This is a genomic window from Streptomyces sp. NPDC054794, from assembly GCF_053611585.1.
Map to the genome: position 1 here is coordinate 1 of NZ_JBSHAQ010000058.1, position 13,017 is coordinate 13,017.

Sequence of the window (13,017 nt, forward strand, 5' to 3'; positions counted from 1 at the left end):
GGCCGGCTCTTCGGACAAGTCACTTCCCGGACCCGCCAAAACCGAGCCTACGCCACCGCACCAGACACCTTGACAAACACAGAGGCACCCGAAGGGCACCGACCTGTCCCGGTGGTCCGCCGAGGATCTCGAAGCCGTCGCCCTGGCTATCAACAACCGACCCCGCAAGATCCTCGACTGGAAGACCCCGGCCGAGGTCTTCGAGGAACAGCTACGCTCACTACAACAACCCGGTGTTGCAACGACCGGTTGAACTCGCCCAGTACGGCTCCCGGGCCTTCGCCGGCCTCTGCGACCAACTCGGGGTCACCCGGTCGATGGGCTCGGTCGGCACCAGCGCGGACAACGCGGCCTGCGAGAGTTTCCACGCGTCCCTGAAACGCGAGACGCTCCAGGGCGCCCGTGACTACGGCGACGCCGGCACCTGCCGCAGGACCGTCTTCGCCTGGCTGACCCGCTACAACACCCGCCGCCGGCACTCCGCCAACGGCCACCTCAGCCCCAACGCATACGAACGCCGACACCACACCGCCAAACTCACGCTCGCCGCGTGATCAATAACAGCGTGCCCACCTTCACGGGGAAGGCCCCTTTGCTTCAGCGCAGTGGCTTCGTCGGCCATGAGGCTGCTGGGTACGGTTGTCTCCCGGCGTCTGGTTTTGGGTGTGATGATCGCCCTTGGCGATCAGGCGGCGGCCGGTGGGGAGGGCTGCTAACCCTCCTTCCCGCAGCACCACACGCCGTGGGGCCGGCCGCCATGTGTCCCCACAGCGCCGGCTATGAGCTCCCGACCGCTTGCAGGGCGCGTTTGGCGGCCCACACCGGATACCCGAGGCGGGCCTGGACGTCCTGGGCTGTGAGCTCTGGCTCCTCCTGCAGAAGCCGGCCTACTGCGGCTGCTCGGGCGGGGCGAGGGCGCCCTGGGCCGTGTGGGCTGTGATGCCGAGTTCGGCGGCGGCGCGGGCGGCCGTGATGGCCGGCTCGCTCTCCAGGAGCTTGGCTGCCCGTACGGGGATGCCGGCACGCGGCCGGGTCTCACGGCTGCCGGCGGGACGGCCGGGGGAAGAGCCGGGGTCGAGGCGTGCGTCCAGCCAGGCCAGGACGTCGCCGCGGCGCCAGTGCGCGATGCCGGCGACGACGACGGGATCGGGCCGTGGCTGCATCCCGGGCAGGTTGGCGTACCGGTCCCACGTCCGTGGCTCCACGCCGGCCAGCTTTGCCGCACCGGTAGGCGGCCCATGGAGGTCTGCCAACTGCGGTGGACTACCGCAAGCAGGACACCGACGGCCAGAATGTCCTGATCTACGACAACTACAAGGCTGGCTGCAAAGGACGCCGACTGCCGATCTCCCAGGCCACCGCAGGAGTGATCACCAGGCAGCAAGAACTGATCCGCGCCGACGTCCCCCTGACCCCACCGCTGAGCTGATGCTCCTGCCGGCACGGGTAGGGAACCCCCACGGCCGCAAGTCACTCGCGTCCGGCTGGCTGGCCAGCCGCCACCGCGAATGGATCCGGTCACTGCCCGAGTTCCTGGTCCCCAACCGCGTCGAGATCAACGGGCAGCAGGCCACCAAAATACTGCCTTTCGACAAATCCAAGATCTTCCTCTGCGCCTACCGGCACACCTACTGCCAGCGGCACGCTGACGAGGGCATCCAGCCCGACGTCCTCCGAAGCCTGATGAACCATCGCCGGCTCAGCACTACTCTCTGACGAACGACGCGGGCACGGGCCTCGTACGTCTGGAGGCGCACACCGGCCCCGGCACGGTCCCGCGCGACGACGTGGCCGCCGTACTGGCGGAGCTGGTCGACACCTCGGCGACGGCCGGTCTGGTCCTGGAGCTGATCGGCGGGTCGACCCCGGTGTCGGTGGCGGTGAAGTCGGTGGCCGGAAACTGAGGCCCTGCGCCTCGGGCCGTCGGCCCGGACGGGACGACTGGGGCCGGTGTGACGCAGCTCATCCTCCCAAAAGCCGAGAAAGCGGCAGCACAGGTGACCTTCAGCCACCTTGCAGGTAAATTCCAGCCACCCAACAGGTAAAGTCCCACCACCTTCTTGAAGAAAGAACATCCATACGCATCGGCTTCCGGCCCGCGGCGATCTGTTCGCGCCAGTCAGCGAGTCCGTGCTCGAGGATGTTGAGTCGCCTGGAGCCCGCGAAGTGTCAGCATCGCCCCTGCCCGCTCGGTTGCGCACCGCAGCGGCACGCCTCTTCCTGCCCACGGTGCTCGCCCTGTCGTTCGCCGTACAGGCAGCGGGCGCCTTTCTCCCCAGCGTCCCCCTGCTCGCGGGCTCCACCGCCGTCGGGCTGGCGGCGGACTTCGCGCTGCACCGGTGGCAGCGGAGCATGGCCGCCGCCCTCGGGAAGCTGCACGCGACGGTGTTCGTGCGCCAGGTCGTCCGGGACCTTCTGCTGATAGCCGGCCTGATCGTCATCGAGGATCAGGACTACGAGAGGAAGTACCTGTCTCTCGTCTGCGGTCTGCTGGCCTTCTACGCCCTGCATTTCGCCTGCCAGGCGCTTGCGATCCTCGTACGCCGCACCCGCACCCTGCCCGTGGTGACCCGGAACATCGACGCCTCTCCGCTGCGGCTGAGCCCCGCTCCCCCGGCGCTGCTGATGCAGCGCTCCGGGAAGCGGTTCCTCATGTTCAGCCTGCCCGCGACGGCCGGCCTGCTGACCGACGCGGCGGGCGGCTCGCCCCGGTGGGCCGCCGCGGGAATCGCCCTGTCCGCCGCCTGCGCGGCGGTGGCCGTCGGCATGCTGCGGCTGCGGCTGCGACCGGGACGCGGGCCGGTGACGAGCGAGCAGGCGCTGGAGTGGCTCGAGGCCTGGCTCGCGGAGTACCGACCGACGGTGGGCATGTACTTCTCCGGCGGCACGAGCTCGGCCTACCAGGCGAACATGTGGCTGGAACCGCTGGCCCTGCTGGAGGGCCGCCCGCTGATCGTGCTGCGTGAGCGCTTCATGGTGCGGAAGATCGCCTCCACCGACATCCCGATCGTGTGTCTGCCGAAGGTCGCCGACCTGATGCGGCTGGAGCACTCGACGCTGAAGATGCTGATCCACCCGTCGAACTCGGGGAAGACCTCGCAGGTGCTGCGGATCCCCACCATCAAGCACGCGTTCGTCAACCACGGCGAGAGCGACAAGCTGTCCAGCTGCAATCCGTACGCGAAGGCCTACGACGAGGTATGGGTGGCCGGTCCCGCGGCGCGCGAGCGGTACGCCTTGGCGAATGTGGGTGTCGACGACAGGGACGTCGTGGAGATCGGACGCCCGCAGCTGGACGCGATCGAGCCTTACGCCGGTGCGCCCACGGGTGCGTACACCACGGTTCTCTACGCCCCCACGTGGGAGGGCTGGGACGGCAACCCGGGCAACACCTCGGTGATCGAGGCCGGCGAGAACATCGTCCGCGCCCTCCTGGCCGATCCGGGGGTACGGCTCCTGTACAAACCGCACCCGCTGACCGGCTCGGTCGAACCCCGTGCGGCGGCCGCGAACACCCGGATCCAGGAGATGATCCGCGCCGCGAACGCCGTCCGTGCCGCGGAACACCCCGCTGAGACACCCGCGCCCACCACGGCGGCGGAACTGGCCCGCCGGACGGCCGTACTCGACCGCCTGACCACGTCCGAGTTCCGGGAGAGCGCGGACGACGCGGAGCGGATGCTGCTCCAGTCGGTCCCGGAGCCCGGCCGGGCCACGGCCGTGGCCGCCGCGACCGCCGCCTGGGAGGCCGCGTACTGGGCCTCGTTCCCCGCGTGGGAACACCGGATCATCACCGAGGCGCGGCCGACCGTCTACGCCTGCTTCAACGTGGCCGACCTGCTGGTCAGCGATGTCTCCAGCGTCATCTCCGACTATCTCGAGAGCGAGAAGCCCTACGCCGTCGCCAACACCAGCGGACTTCCCGAGCAGGACTTCCGCGACACCTTCCCCACGGTCCGGGCAGGTGCCGTCCTCACCCCGGACGCCGTCGGCATGCCGGCCCTGCTGGAGACCGTGCGCCACCCCGAGAAGGACACCTACGCCGAGGCCCGCACCGAGCTCAAGCTGCACCTGCTGGGCCCCTCCGACCCGCCGTCCGTCGTCCGCTTCAATGAGGCGGCCCGTGCGCTGAGCACGCAGGCCGAGGAGCACCGGGCGGGTATGGCGGTACGGGCGCTCGCGGCGATCCCGAGCCAGCGAGACACCGGGGCACTGCTAGACAGCGAGCCCCTCAAGGGCTGAGCTCCCAGGGCGAGTACGCCGTAATCCCGGAGCAGCCGGCATCCGCAACGACCACCGCGGGGGCCGGCTGCTCCATGAGGGGCCCGGTCCACTGCATGGTCCGGGCCCTTGGACGATGTTCTGAGTCTTTCTGACGTCATCGCGCGAATCCGATCTGGACCTCCTGGCCCGGTTCCGGTCCTCGGCCGATGCGGTACGGATTCAAGCAGCCCGCCCTGGATGGCAAGCCTTCGCTGGGAGAGGGAACCGGCAGGCCTTTGACCAGCACGAGCTGGCCTTCGGGAAGGGGCCGTGCGTCGGCCCGTCTGTCCGCACCCGCCGTGGCGGATGCGCGGGGCCGTTTCCTGTCCCGTCGAGTTTTGCTGGCGCCACGACTCCGCGGAACCGGAGGCACGTGCCGATCTCTGCCCGGTGCAGGGTCGGCGGGGGAGGGTGTTCGGATGTACGGGGCGGCCGAAAAGTTCGAGGACCAGGCGGGGGACCGGACAGTGCAGGGTGTGAACGGCAGCGCGTCAGGCGCCGTGCGGGAAAGTGTCCGTGTAGCCCGGAGAGTTCAGGAGTTCCAAACGGTATCGGCTGCTGGATGCAGGGTGCGAACAGATGCGTTCGCGTTGCCTTCGGTTGATCGCGGGATGTCATGGACGCGCCCGACCCGGGGGTCGCCTCCTACGCTGACCGCGTCGTCCTGCTTCCTCCACGGCTGCATCGGCGGCGAACCGCACGCGCCCACACCCGGGTCCGTCCTCGGCGCGCTCCAAGGGCTGTGGAGGTGAGGGCTGTGTTCCCTACGCACGGACTGACCGCCGTGGCGCTGCGCCAGATCAGGACGCGGCCCTCGTCGGCTGCTGTTCACCGGCTGCACACTCCTCGTGACGGCCTTCTTCCTCGTCGGCGGGCGGTCTTCACGGCGACACTCAAACGCCAGGTGCCAACGTTGTCCACCGTGGCCGAGGGCACGGACGTCGTTACCAGTCCAATTCGCCACGCGAGCCGACTTCGTCCAGGATCAGGCGATGCAGTTTTGCGACGGCGCACGTCAGCAGACATCCTGACCTACCTGCTGCGGCCGCAGCTCGCCGACCGCTGCGTGCTTGCGCCGGGGAACGCCGAATGCGCGCACTGGCGGGTCACTCGGATGGGTCGTCGCTCGTCTGGAGTTGCTGCCAGCAGTGGTTGACGTGTTGCTCAGCCTCTCGCACGGCGCAGGAGGCGGCGTCCGAGACCGCGGCCGCAGATGACGCGGCCTTGTCTGCGCGAGGTGCGGTGCGACGGCGCACGTGGTTCGCTGCGCGCGCGACACGCCTTCGGTCGCCCTGGCCAAGGGCGACTGCACGGGCGACCAAGATCGTGGCGATGACTGCGGCGGCGGTCAGCGCGGTGGCCGCATGCTGATCGGACATGACTGTGAGCGTCCTTCGTGCGGGTATGTGTCGGGGGCGATGAGGGGGCCGGTGTCCGTTCGTACCGGCCCTTCCTCATCCTCATACGTCAACCGGGCCAGGTGCCGGTCAGGCGGCGGGTGACGGTGGCGCCGGCGCGGTCGACGGCAGCTTTGACACCGGCGAAGATCGCCCCTTGCAACGTGGCAGCGAGCAGCACCTCGCGCCAGGAGCGTTCTTCGTCGGTGGCGTCCGGGGCGTCCTCTTCGTGGCCCAACATCTTCCACGCCTGCTTGAACAGCGCTCCTGCGGCCATTCCGCTGACGGCCCCGAGCGCCAGACCGACCGGCTTGTGCGCGATCTTTGATGCCTTCATCCGGCTCACCCCTTCCGGCGGCGGCAGGCCAGCCACACCACGACGGCCGCGCCCGCGGCCGCCAGCAGCACCTTGCGGTTGTCCCGCGCCAGCTGCGCCCCTTGGGCCGTCTTCTGCCGCAGCGGCTCAGGCGCCTTCTCCTCCCACACCTGCCCGGCCTGGGCGGCCTTCGCTCGGGCCTGCCCGGCGGCCTGGGCGGCTTTGTCCTTGACCGGGCCGGGCAGCCTGTCCTGCGCCGGGTGTGCTAGGTCGGCGGCCTTCGCCTTCAGTTCGCCGGCCTTGACCGCGGCCTGCTCCTTCAGCTCGCCGGCCTTCGGGCCGACCTGCTCCTTGACCTCGGCGGCCTTGTCCTGGGCGCGCGCCTTGACGTCGGTCCTGGCCGCCGGCTCCTCGACCGTCTGCCCGAGCTCTTCGCGGGTCTGCTCGACCTGCTCGCGCAGCTCGTCGGGGCCGGCGGCGGTGGGCTCATCGTGAGTCGGCTGGGTCATCGGTGGGCACTCTCCTTGATCTCGGCCACGTCGGCCTTCACGTTCTCGATCGTCTGCTCAGGTGCGGGCGGCGCGGCCTGGTCGACCTGCTTCTTTCCCCTCATGGCCATGATCGCGGCGATCACACCCAGCACCGCGGTGACGATCAGCGCCGCCGCCCACACCGGCAGCGGCACCGCCAGCGCTGCGATCGCGGTGGCGACCAGCGCCTGCAGCATCAGGAAGCCCACGACTCCGGTGCCGCCGAACAGGCCACTGCCCTTGCCGTAGCGCTTGCCCTTCTCCTTCATCTCCGCCTGGGCCAGCCTCAGCTCGCCGCGCACCAGCTCGGTCAGCTGCTGCGAGGCGCGCTGCACCAGCTCGCCCACCGGCTCCTGGCCGGAGCGGTCCGTGCTGTGTCCGGAGCTGGCATGGTGCCACTGCGTGCTCGACACGACGGTCACCTCCCGTCCCTCTGAGTTCCTGCACGCCGGGCTGTTTCATGGGCCCGGCCATCCGATGGGCACGCGGGTACCCCGAGCGGACGAGTTCAGGGCGGGCGGAATGGTCTGATCGCAGCCCCGGACGGACGCGCTGCTACGGGGGTTGACCCGCTCGTACGTGCGTTTGGTCGCAGGTGGTGGCGGCTACTCGGCCCCGGAAGCCTGCGTCGCAGCGAGGGAAGGCGTCGACGGACCGCGCAGAGGCAGACGAACGAGGGGTTGGTGACGATGACCGTCGCGACACAGCAGGGCGGCGGAGGCGGTTCCAGCGGCCTCTACGACGTACTGGAACTCATCCTCGACCGCGGGCTGGTGATCGACGCGTACGTGAGGGTCTCCCTTCTCGGTATCGAGATACTCAAGATCGACATACGGATCGTCGTCGCCAGCATCGACACCTACCTTCGCTTCGCCGAAGCGTGCAACCGCCTCGACCTGGAAGCGGGGCCGAGCAAACCGGCCGGGCTCACGGAGCTCACCCAGTCCGGCGCCCGCGGCAAGACCAAAGGAGCCCTGCCCGGCGCCGAGGAAACGATCTCCGGCACCTTCCAGCAGGCACGTCACGAGGGCCGGGAGCGGCAGGGCGACCGGGCCGCGCGCGCGAGAGGGGAATGACAGATGAGCACCTACGTCTACGGGATCATCCGCGCCTCACACCCTTCCCTCCGCCAGGACCTGGAGGGCATCGGAGACCCTCCGCGGCCGGTACGCGTGCTGCGCCAGGGCGAGCTGGCCGCAATCGTCAGTGACGCCCCCGATCAGCTGCGGCCCAAGCGCCGCGATCTGCTCGCCCACCAGCGTGTCCTTGCCGAGGCCGGAGCGGGCGGCGTGGTACTGCCGATGCGGTTCGCCAGCGCCTCTCCGGACGACGACACGGTGACTGAGGTGCTCGCCGAGCGTGCGGAGCACTTCCTCGAGCGGCTGCGGGCGCTGGATGGCACAGCGGAGTACAACGTCAAGGCCAACCACGACGAAGAGGCCGTGATCCGCCTGATCATGGCCGACCATGACGACATCCGGTCCCTGGCGGAAGCGAACCGCGAGGCCGGCGGCGGCACGCAGGAAGACAAGATCCGGCTCGGGGAGATGATCGCCGCCGCTGTCCAGGCACGCGAGGCAGCTGACGCGGAGCTGCTCCACCAGGCGCTGGAGCCGTTGGCCGAGGCGGTCAGCGCCGGTCCGCCGAGCAGTGGCTGGCTGGCCAACTTCTCCTTCCTGGTGGACCGCGGTTCAGCGGAACGATTCCTGGCCGCGGTCGACGAATTCCGCCGGGAGCATCTGCATCTCGAGCTGCGTGTCAACGGCCCGCTGCCGCCCTACAGCTTCGTCGACACCCCCTCCTCCCAGCAGGCCGAAGGCGGTACCGCGGAAGCGTTCGGAGCCGCGGCAGCCCAGCCGGACGGGTAAGGAGTCGCGGAGCCTCACAGGAACGGCTGGAGCCCACCCGTTGCGGGTGATGTCTGTCGGGCCCGGCCCGACTCAGCGTGAGGCTATGCCCGGTGGAAGTCCGGCCCGCGGATACGAGTTCCGTGTCGTCGGCCGCGTCCTGGAGGCCGTCGCGGAAGCGTTCCCCGAGCTGGAGGCTGTGGTGATCGGCAAGCAGACGGTGTTCTACGGCGATGTCATCGACGAGGCGCATCTGTTCGGTTTGCTGGCACGCTTTCGGATGTTGGGCCTGCCGATCGTGGAGATGCGGCCGCTCCCCTCAGCGTAGGAGCCGGTTGTGCCGGATCAGCCGTGGGGCGTGGCGGGTGAGCCAGGCGCTGGCCAGGCCGATGGCGGCGCCGGTGGCTGCGTCACTTGGGTAGTGGGCGCCGCTTTGCACGCGCTCGAGCGCCACCATGGCGGCGGGTATGGCGCACGCTGCTCCGGCGGCCGGCCACGTGGGTGCGACAGCGGCGGTGAAGGCCTCTGCGGCGGCGGTGTGTCCGGAGGGGAAGGAGGAGGAGTCGGCGCGGTCCTCGACCTCGTCGTGGGGGAACCACTCCTTCGGTGGCCGGGGCCGGTCGGCCAGCTGCTTGCACAGGCCGTTCGAGATCAGCTGTGCCATCACCAGGGCACCCAGTCCGGCCACCGCCGCCTTACGGCCGCGCCACCCGCCCAGCCACGCCATGGCGGCAGCGGCGCCACACCACAGCTTCGTGCTCTCGGCGGTCTCCTCCACCGCTGAGAGCACCTTTCCGAAGCCGGGCGGGATGCGGGAGGCCGCGTGTTTGGTCAACGACCGATCAGCGTCACGCAACCCCGCCAGAAGCCTCATAGGTGGCAAGTATCCGAGGTCACCGACCCACACCCAAGATCATCAGGTGGCGGGTCACATCTCGTCCAGGCGGCGCCGATCCTCCTCGTCCCACTTCCGGGTGTCGCGGGGCTGGGTGTACGGCTCCGCCTCGGCCGGATGGCCGCCCGCGATGGCCCGCTGTCGTACGGTCTCGGCGTCGAACTCCAGCCCCAGCAGGATGGCCAGGTTGGTGATCCACAGCCAGAGGAGGAAGACGATGACGCCAGCCATGGTGCCGTAGGTCTTGTTGTAGGAGGCGAAGTTCGCGATGTAGAACGCGAAGGCGGCCGAGGCGATCATCCAGATGACCAGGGCGAGGAAGCTGCCCGGGGTGATCCACCTGAAGCCCTTCACCTTCGCGTTCGGGCTCGCCCAGTACAGGATCGCGATCATGACGGTGACCAGGACCACGAGAACGGGCCATTTGGCGATCGACCACACCGTGAGCGCCGTGTCCCCGATACCCAGAGCGGTGCCGGCCTGGCGGACCAGGCTGCCGGTGAACACCGCGATCAGCGCACTGCCCACGGCCAGCACCATCAGCACGACCGTCACGCCGATCCGCACCGGAAGGATCTTCCACACCGGGCGGCCCTCCGGCATGTCGTAGACGGCGTTCGCCGCGCGGATGAACGCAGCCACATAGCCGGAGGCGGACCACACCGCCAGCGCGATGCCGACGATCGCCATGACCGAGCCGACGCCGGCGTTGCTCTGCAGCTGCTCCACGGCCCGGGTGATGATGTCCCGGGCTGAGCCGGGGGCGAACTTCCTGATGTTGGCCAGCACCGAGTCGGTGGCCGACTTACCGGTGATGCCCAGCAGTGACACCAGCACCAACAGGGCCGGGAACAGCGACAGCACTCCGTAGCACGTGAGAGCCGCCGCGCGGTCGGTCAACTCGTCGTCCTTGAACTCGCGCAGCGCGCCCTTGAGTACGGCGCCCCAGGCCCGTTTGGGCAGCTTCGTCGGTGCGTCCGGCGCCCGGCGCTCCACGTCGGGCCCGGGCCCGACCTCCTCGGGCGTGGGCATCGCGCGTTCCTGCGCCTCGTCGCTCCCGTGATCCGCTTTCCGCCCTGGGAGATGCAGCTTCGCCATGCCCCACGGGTAACCATCTCGGGCCCCGCCTACGCCAGCAAGAGCAGGCGCCGCGTGCGCAGAGAGGCGTCAGGCGTCAAGGGCGTGGCGCAGGGCGGGGTAGCAGTCGATGATCTCGTCGAGCCCGACGAGCTGCATGGTGCGCATCACGGGCTCGGTCGGGCCGGCCAGGCGCAGCCAGCCGTTGGCGTCGCAAACTGCGTTGCGCGCGGCGATGAGGATGTTGATGCCGCTGGAGTCCATGAACGTCACGCCGCTGAGGTCGACCACGATCCGCGATGCGGCCGCGCCCTCGGGGAGGCTGAGAGCCTGGCTGAGAGGGCCGCCGGTGTGGTGGTCGATCTCTCCGCGCACGGTGATGACGTGGGCCGTCGATGGGGGCGGAGGTGATCGTCAGGCCTGCGGTCGCCCAGGGCTTTGAGGCGCAGCGCGAGCCGGTCGGCAAACGCCTCACCGCCCGCCTTGCGCTCCTCGACGATCCAAGTGGCGCCGTGGCCGGCCGGCGTCCCGTCTGACTCACGCTCCCGCTCCGCGGCCGCGCACAGTCGGCCTGGTTCGGTCACTCCCTGCGGGCGAGCGCAGCGTTGAGTTCGGACAGGACTGTCTCGGGCAAGCCAGCGCCCTGCGCGTGCTTGATGATCTGCTCGGCGATCGAGGACAGCTTGGTGTTGGTGTGCTGTGAGACCTCCCGCAGCACGGTGAATCCGTCCTCCGGGCTGATCCCTGCCATCATCACGAGGACCCCGATGGCCTGGTCTACCACCGCATGGGAGGCGACCGCCCGCTGCAGCTGCTCATTCTCCGCGCGCAGCTGCTCGACCTGCTGTACGAGGTCACGGACGCGGGGACCAGCGCCGGGTTCTCGGCCAAGCAACGCGGAGGAGGCCATGCATATCACCGTGGATGTCATCGGAGCGCGGACGCATTTCGCCTGCCCCGCGTCCCTCGACGCATCCCTGTGCCACGGGGACGTCACCGCATCTTGGCCGGAATGTGCTGAGCTCTCCGAGCTGCGCTCGGAGAGCCCCGACGGGGCTGGCTTCCGAACCCCGCCAGCGGCGGGTAGCCCGGTGGGCCTGTTGTCATGCCGACGTCATCACGCCGCGTCGATCGATCCGATTGGCTGCGTGGCACCGGGGGGGCGAGATCAAGTCGGATCGCTGATCGGGAAACAACCCGAAGGTGCCGCGGAGCTGGACCCGGGCGGCTGGGACCGAGCGCCGGTCGGCGCAGGCCGGGACGTGGTCACCTGTAGGGATCGGGAGGCTTGAGGCCGCATCGAAGGCGCGGCGAGTGGGATGATCCTACCGTGTGAAAAGCGGCCTGATCTGTCCGTAGCCCGTACACCCGGGCCTCGTTGGACTTGGTGCAGCACGCATATTCCGTCTCCACAGTTTCTGTGCGTGCGATGCCGGGCGGCCCCGCTCTCAGAGGCGGCGGGGCCGCCCACAAGCGTTCGCTACTTACCACGCCTGTGATCGACCAGCGAGTATGCAGAACCACTTTCCGGGTGCGTCCGTCCGGGCATCCGTGTCCGTCACGCTCCAATGTGTCCTCCGCCTCGATACTCCTCTGTCGTGCATGATCAGGCAGGACAGGGGGGCCATCAGTCGGGACGGACGCGTACTGGCGGGACGTTCCTGGCCCCCGGCCCGCGGTTCGCTGCGCGCCGACATGGTGTTGCCTCGCCCGGCCACGACGTGCCGCTGTCTGGGGAAGCGGGAGGGTGGGCCGCGCCATCCCCAGACGGCGCGGCCTGACCTACGTTGCGCGCGGGCCCCCAAGCCGCGCGCCCCGCTGGGGCCTGCCGGACCTTCCCTGGCCGCCCATCACGGATTCTGGGCCGGTTCGCCCCGGGTCACACGAGCCCGGAGCAGTGCCGCAAGGCGTGCGGGAGCACATCACCGCGCACAAATGCCTCGTCTGCACCCCGGGTGTTGGTCGAAGGCTGCGCAGCGGACAGGCGGACGGGCCCCGGCCCGGTGGTGCCGTGCGGAGCCCGGGAACCAGGCTCATCCGGGAGCGGCCTCGGGTTCTACGAACAGGATCACGAAACACCAGCAACCCTTTTTCGAAAAGGCGAATTGAAGTCGCCTATCTGGGTGGCGCCTTCCCGGCCGGCGTGTGAGTGGCGTGTCGTTGGCAAGACCAAGGCACTGGAAGCCCCTGAGGTCCTCTTACGTCCCGCCTGAGAGAGTGCAGGCAAGGAATGGGGAGCTCCAGGGGAGAGCGGTAATACGAGAGGAAGTCACCGTCGTGAAGAAGCTGCTTGTCCCCGCCGCCGCGGTCATGGGCCTGATCCCGGCCCTTCTGCTGGGTGGTGCCTCCACTGCGTCCGCCACAGGCCACTACAGCTGCAGCAACGGCCTCGCCAACGTGGTCACCTGCAACGCCACGGACGTCGGCCCGGTCATCGTGAAGATCACGGGGAACCGGACGCTGACCGGCAACGAGCTCAGCGTGCTGGAGAACAACCTCAACAACGCCGCCGTCAACGTGACAGCTCTGAAGAACGTGACGGTGAGCACCTACAAGTCCTTCAACCCCAGCGTCACGATCAAGAACATCAATGTCTGCATTGCCTCGGTCTGTGGCTGAACCCACGATCTACCCGTACACCTAGTATGACCAGAATGCCGGGGCCCTGTATTTAGGGGCCCCGGCATTCTGG

General features: G+C 69.2%; 17 protein-coding genes and 3 pseudogenes. 11 read left to right on the forward strand and 9 right to left on the reverse strand.

The genetic code is table 11. The features are described from left to right. Positions 1 to 79: 79 nt before the first annotated feature. Positions 80 to 253 (forward strand): annotated as a pseudogene (locus ACWGKT_RS39825) (IS30 family transposase); the annotation flags it as partial. A gap of 4 nt (positions 254 to 257) precedes the next feature. Then, positions 258 to 554, forward strand: a pseudogene (locus ACWGKT_RS39830) (integrase core domain-containing protein); the annotation flags it as partial. Positions 555 to 887: 333 nt separating this feature from the next. Here ACWGKT_RS39830 and ACWGKT_RS39835 read toward each other — a convergent pair. After that, on the reverse strand, positions 888 to 1,205 hold the full coding sequence (locus ACWGKT_RS39835; protein WP_453277514.1) for a hypothetical protein: 318 nt from the start codon (positions 1,203 to 1,205) through the stop codon (positions 888 to 890). A gap of 53 nt (positions 1,206 to 1,258) precedes the next feature. Between ACWGKT_RS39835 and ACWGKT_RS39840 the strand changes: the two genes are divergently transcribed. The 4 genes and pseudogenes from ACWGKT_RS39840 to ACWGKT_RS39855 all read left to right on the forward strand — a co-directional run bounded on the left by ACWGKT_RS39840 (position 1,259) and on the right by ACWGKT_RS39855 (position 4,242). Further along, the gene (locus tag ACWGKT_RS39840; protein ID WP_453277515.1) at positions 1,259 to 1,429 is read left to right on the forward strand and encodes a hypothetical protein; all 171 of its coding nucleotides are present in this window, start codon (positions 1,259 to 1,261) and stop codon (positions 1,427 to 1,429) included. After that, the gene (locus tag ACWGKT_RS39845) at positions 1,429 to 1,716 is read left to right on the forward strand and encodes a hypothetical protein (protein WP_453277516.1); all 288 of its coding nucleotides are present in this window, start codon (positions 1,429 to 1,431) and stop codon (positions 1,714 to 1,716) included. The genes ACWGKT_RS39840 and ACWGKT_RS39845 overlap by 1 nt, the downstream gene beginning before the upstream one ends. After that, a pseudogene (locus ACWGKT_RS39850) lies at positions 1,710 to 1,904 on the forward strand (NAD-dependent dehydratase); the annotation flags it as partial. The gene ACWGKT_RS39845 and the pseudogene ACWGKT_RS39850, both read left to right, overlap by 7 nt. A gap of 262 nt (positions 1,905 to 2,166) precedes the next feature. Then, positions 2,167 to 4,242 (forward strand): hypothetical protein, encoded by a 2,076-nt coding sequence (locus ACWGKT_RS39855; protein WP_453277517.1) that lies wholly within the window; start codon positions 2,167 to 2,169, stop codon positions 4,240 to 4,242. Positions 4,243 to 5,369: 1,127 nt separating this feature from the next. Here ACWGKT_RS39855 and ACWGKT_RS39860 read toward each other — a convergent pair. The 4 genes from ACWGKT_RS39860 to ACWGKT_RS39875 form a co-directional block, all read right to left on the reverse strand. After that, positions 5,370 to 5,642, reverse strand: coding sequence for a hypothetical protein (locus tag ACWGKT_RS39860; RefSeq protein WP_453277518.1), 273 nt, complete (start codon positions 5,640 to 5,642; stop codon positions 5,370 to 5,372). Between the two features lie 88 nt (positions 5,643 to 5,730). Further along, entirely contained in the window at positions 5,731 to 5,997 is a 267-nt protein-coding gene (locus ACWGKT_RS39865; RefSeq protein ID WP_453277519.1) for a DUF4235 domain-containing protein, read from the reverse strand. A 5-nt stretch (positions 5,998 to 6,002) separates the two neighbouring features. Then, a complete protein-coding gene (locus ACWGKT_RS39870; protein ID WP_453277520.1) occupies positions 6,003 to 6,485 on the reverse strand; it encodes a DUF3618 domain-containing protein in 483 nt (160 codons plus the stop codon). Continuing rightward, positions 6,482 to 6,853 (reverse strand): phage holin family protein, encoded by a 372-nt coding sequence (locus ACWGKT_RS39875; RefSeq protein ID WP_453277568.1) that lies wholly within the window; start codon positions 6,851 to 6,853, stop codon positions 6,482 to 6,484. The genes ACWGKT_RS39870 and ACWGKT_RS39875 overlap by 4 nt, the downstream gene beginning before the upstream one ends. Before the next feature lie 336 nt (positions 6,854 to 7,189). Between ACWGKT_RS39875 and gvpJ the strand changes: the two genes are divergently transcribed. From gvpJ to ACWGKT_RS39890, 3 genes are all read left to right on the forward strand, one after another. Next, complete coding sequence (gene gvpJ, locus ACWGKT_RS39880; protein WP_453277521.1) at positions 7,190 to 7,582, forward strand: gas vesicle protein GvpJ; 393 nt, start codon at positions 7,190 to 7,192, stop codon at positions 7,580 to 7,582. Positions 7,583 to 7,585: 3 nt separating this feature from the next. Beyond that, a complete protein-coding gene (locus ACWGKT_RS39885) occupies positions 7,586 to 8,374 on the forward strand; it encodes a GvpL/GvpF family gas vesicle protein (RefSeq protein WP_453277522.1) in 789 nt (262 codons plus the stop codon). A gap of 85 nt (positions 8,375 to 8,459) precedes the next feature. Further along, positions 8,460 to 8,681 (forward strand): hypothetical protein, encoded by a 222-nt coding sequence (locus tag ACWGKT_RS39890; protein ID WP_453277523.1) that lies wholly within the window; start codon positions 8,460 to 8,462, stop codon positions 8,679 to 8,681. Here ACWGKT_RS39890 and ACWGKT_RS39895 read toward each other — a convergent pair. The 3 genes from ACWGKT_RS39895 to ACWGKT_RS39905 form a co-directional block, all read right to left on the reverse strand. Next, positions 8,673 to 9,227: a phosphatase PAP2 family protein gene (locus ACWGKT_RS39895; protein WP_453277524.1), complete on the reverse strand. Its 555-nt coding sequence runs from the start codon at positions 9,225 to 9,227 to the stop codon at positions 8,673 to 8,675. The two genes, ACWGKT_RS39890 and ACWGKT_RS39895, sit on opposite strands and share 9 nt — an antisense overlap. Before the next feature lie 54 nt (positions 9,228 to 9,281). Next, complete coding sequence (locus tag ACWGKT_RS39900; RefSeq protein WP_453277525.1) at positions 9,282 to 10,280, reverse strand: YihY/virulence factor BrkB family protein; 999 nt, start codon at positions 10,278 to 10,280, stop codon at positions 9,282 to 9,284. A gap of 135 nt (positions 10,281 to 10,415) precedes the next feature. Beyond that, positions 10,416 to 10,700, reverse strand: a complete 285-nt coding sequence (locus ACWGKT_RS39905; RefSeq protein ID WP_453277526.1) for an STAS domain-containing protein — start codon at positions 10,698 to 10,700, stop codon at positions 10,416 to 10,418. 32 nt (positions 10,701 to 10,732) lie between these two features. On the opposite strand from ACWGKT_RS39905, the gene ACWGKT_RS39910 reads away from it, so the two are divergent. Further along, the gene (locus ACWGKT_RS39910) at positions 10,733 to 10,861 is read left to right on the forward strand and encodes a hypothetical protein (RefSeq protein WP_453277527.1); all 129 of its coding nucleotides are present in this window, start codon (positions 10,733 to 10,735) and stop codon (positions 10,859 to 10,861) included. Between the two features lie 44 nt (positions 10,862 to 10,905). On the opposite strand, the gene ACWGKT_RS39915 is transcribed toward ACWGKT_RS39910, so the two are convergent. Continuing rightward, entirely contained in the window at positions 10,906 to 11,235 is a 330-nt protein-coding gene (locus tag ACWGKT_RS39915) for an ANTAR domain-containing protein (protein ID WP_453277528.1), read from the reverse strand. Between the two features lie 1,367 nt (positions 11,236 to 12,602). On the opposite strand from ACWGKT_RS39915, the gene ACWGKT_RS39920 reads away from it, so the two are divergent. After that, complete coding sequence (locus ACWGKT_RS39920; RefSeq protein WP_453277529.1) at positions 12,603 to 12,944, forward strand: hypothetical protein; 342 nt, start codon at positions 12,603 to 12,605, stop codon at positions 12,942 to 12,944. Positions 12,945 to 13,017: the final 73 nt, after the last annotated feature.

Excerpts from the sequence above, each read along its gene's own strand:
- ACWGKT_RS39845 (WP_453277516.1), top strand. The coding sequence starts at position 1,429 with ATGCTCCTGCCGGCACGGGTAGGGAACCCCCACGGCCGCAAGTCACTC.
- ACWGKT_RS39860 (WP_453277518.1), bottom strand. The coding sequence starts at position 5,642 with ATGTCCGATCAGCATGCGGCCACCGCGCTGACCGCCGCCGCAGTCATC.
- ACWGKT_RS39865 (WP_453277519.1), bottom strand. The coding sequence starts at position 5,997 with ATGAAGGCATCAAAGATCGCGCACAAGCCGGTCGGTCTGGCGCTCGGG.
- ACWGKT_RS39870 (WP_453277520.1), bottom strand. The coding sequence starts at position 6,485 with ATGACCCAGCCGACTCACGATGAGCCCACCGCCGCCGGCCCCGACGAG.
- ACWGKT_RS39885 (WP_453277522.1), top strand. The coding sequence starts at position 7,586 with ATGAGCACCTACGTCTACGGGATCATCCGCGCCTCACACCCTTCCCTC.
- ACWGKT_RS39890 (WP_453277523.1), top strand. The coding sequence starts at position 8,460 with ATGCCCGGTGGAAGTCCGGCCCGCGGATACGAGTTCCGTGTCGTCGGC.
- ACWGKT_RS39895 (WP_453277524.1), bottom strand. The coding sequence starts at position 9,227 with ATGAGGCTTCTGGCGGGGTTGCGTGACGCTGATCGGTCGTTGACCAAA.
- ACWGKT_RS39900 (WP_453277525.1), bottom strand. The coding sequence starts at position 10,280 with ATGCCCACGCCCGAGGAGGTCGGGCCCGGGCCCGACGTGGAGCGCCGG.
- ACWGKT_RS39915 (WP_453277528.1), bottom strand. The coding sequence starts at position 11,235 with ATGGCCTCCTCCGCGTTGCTTGGCCGAGAACCCGGCGCTGGTCCCCGC.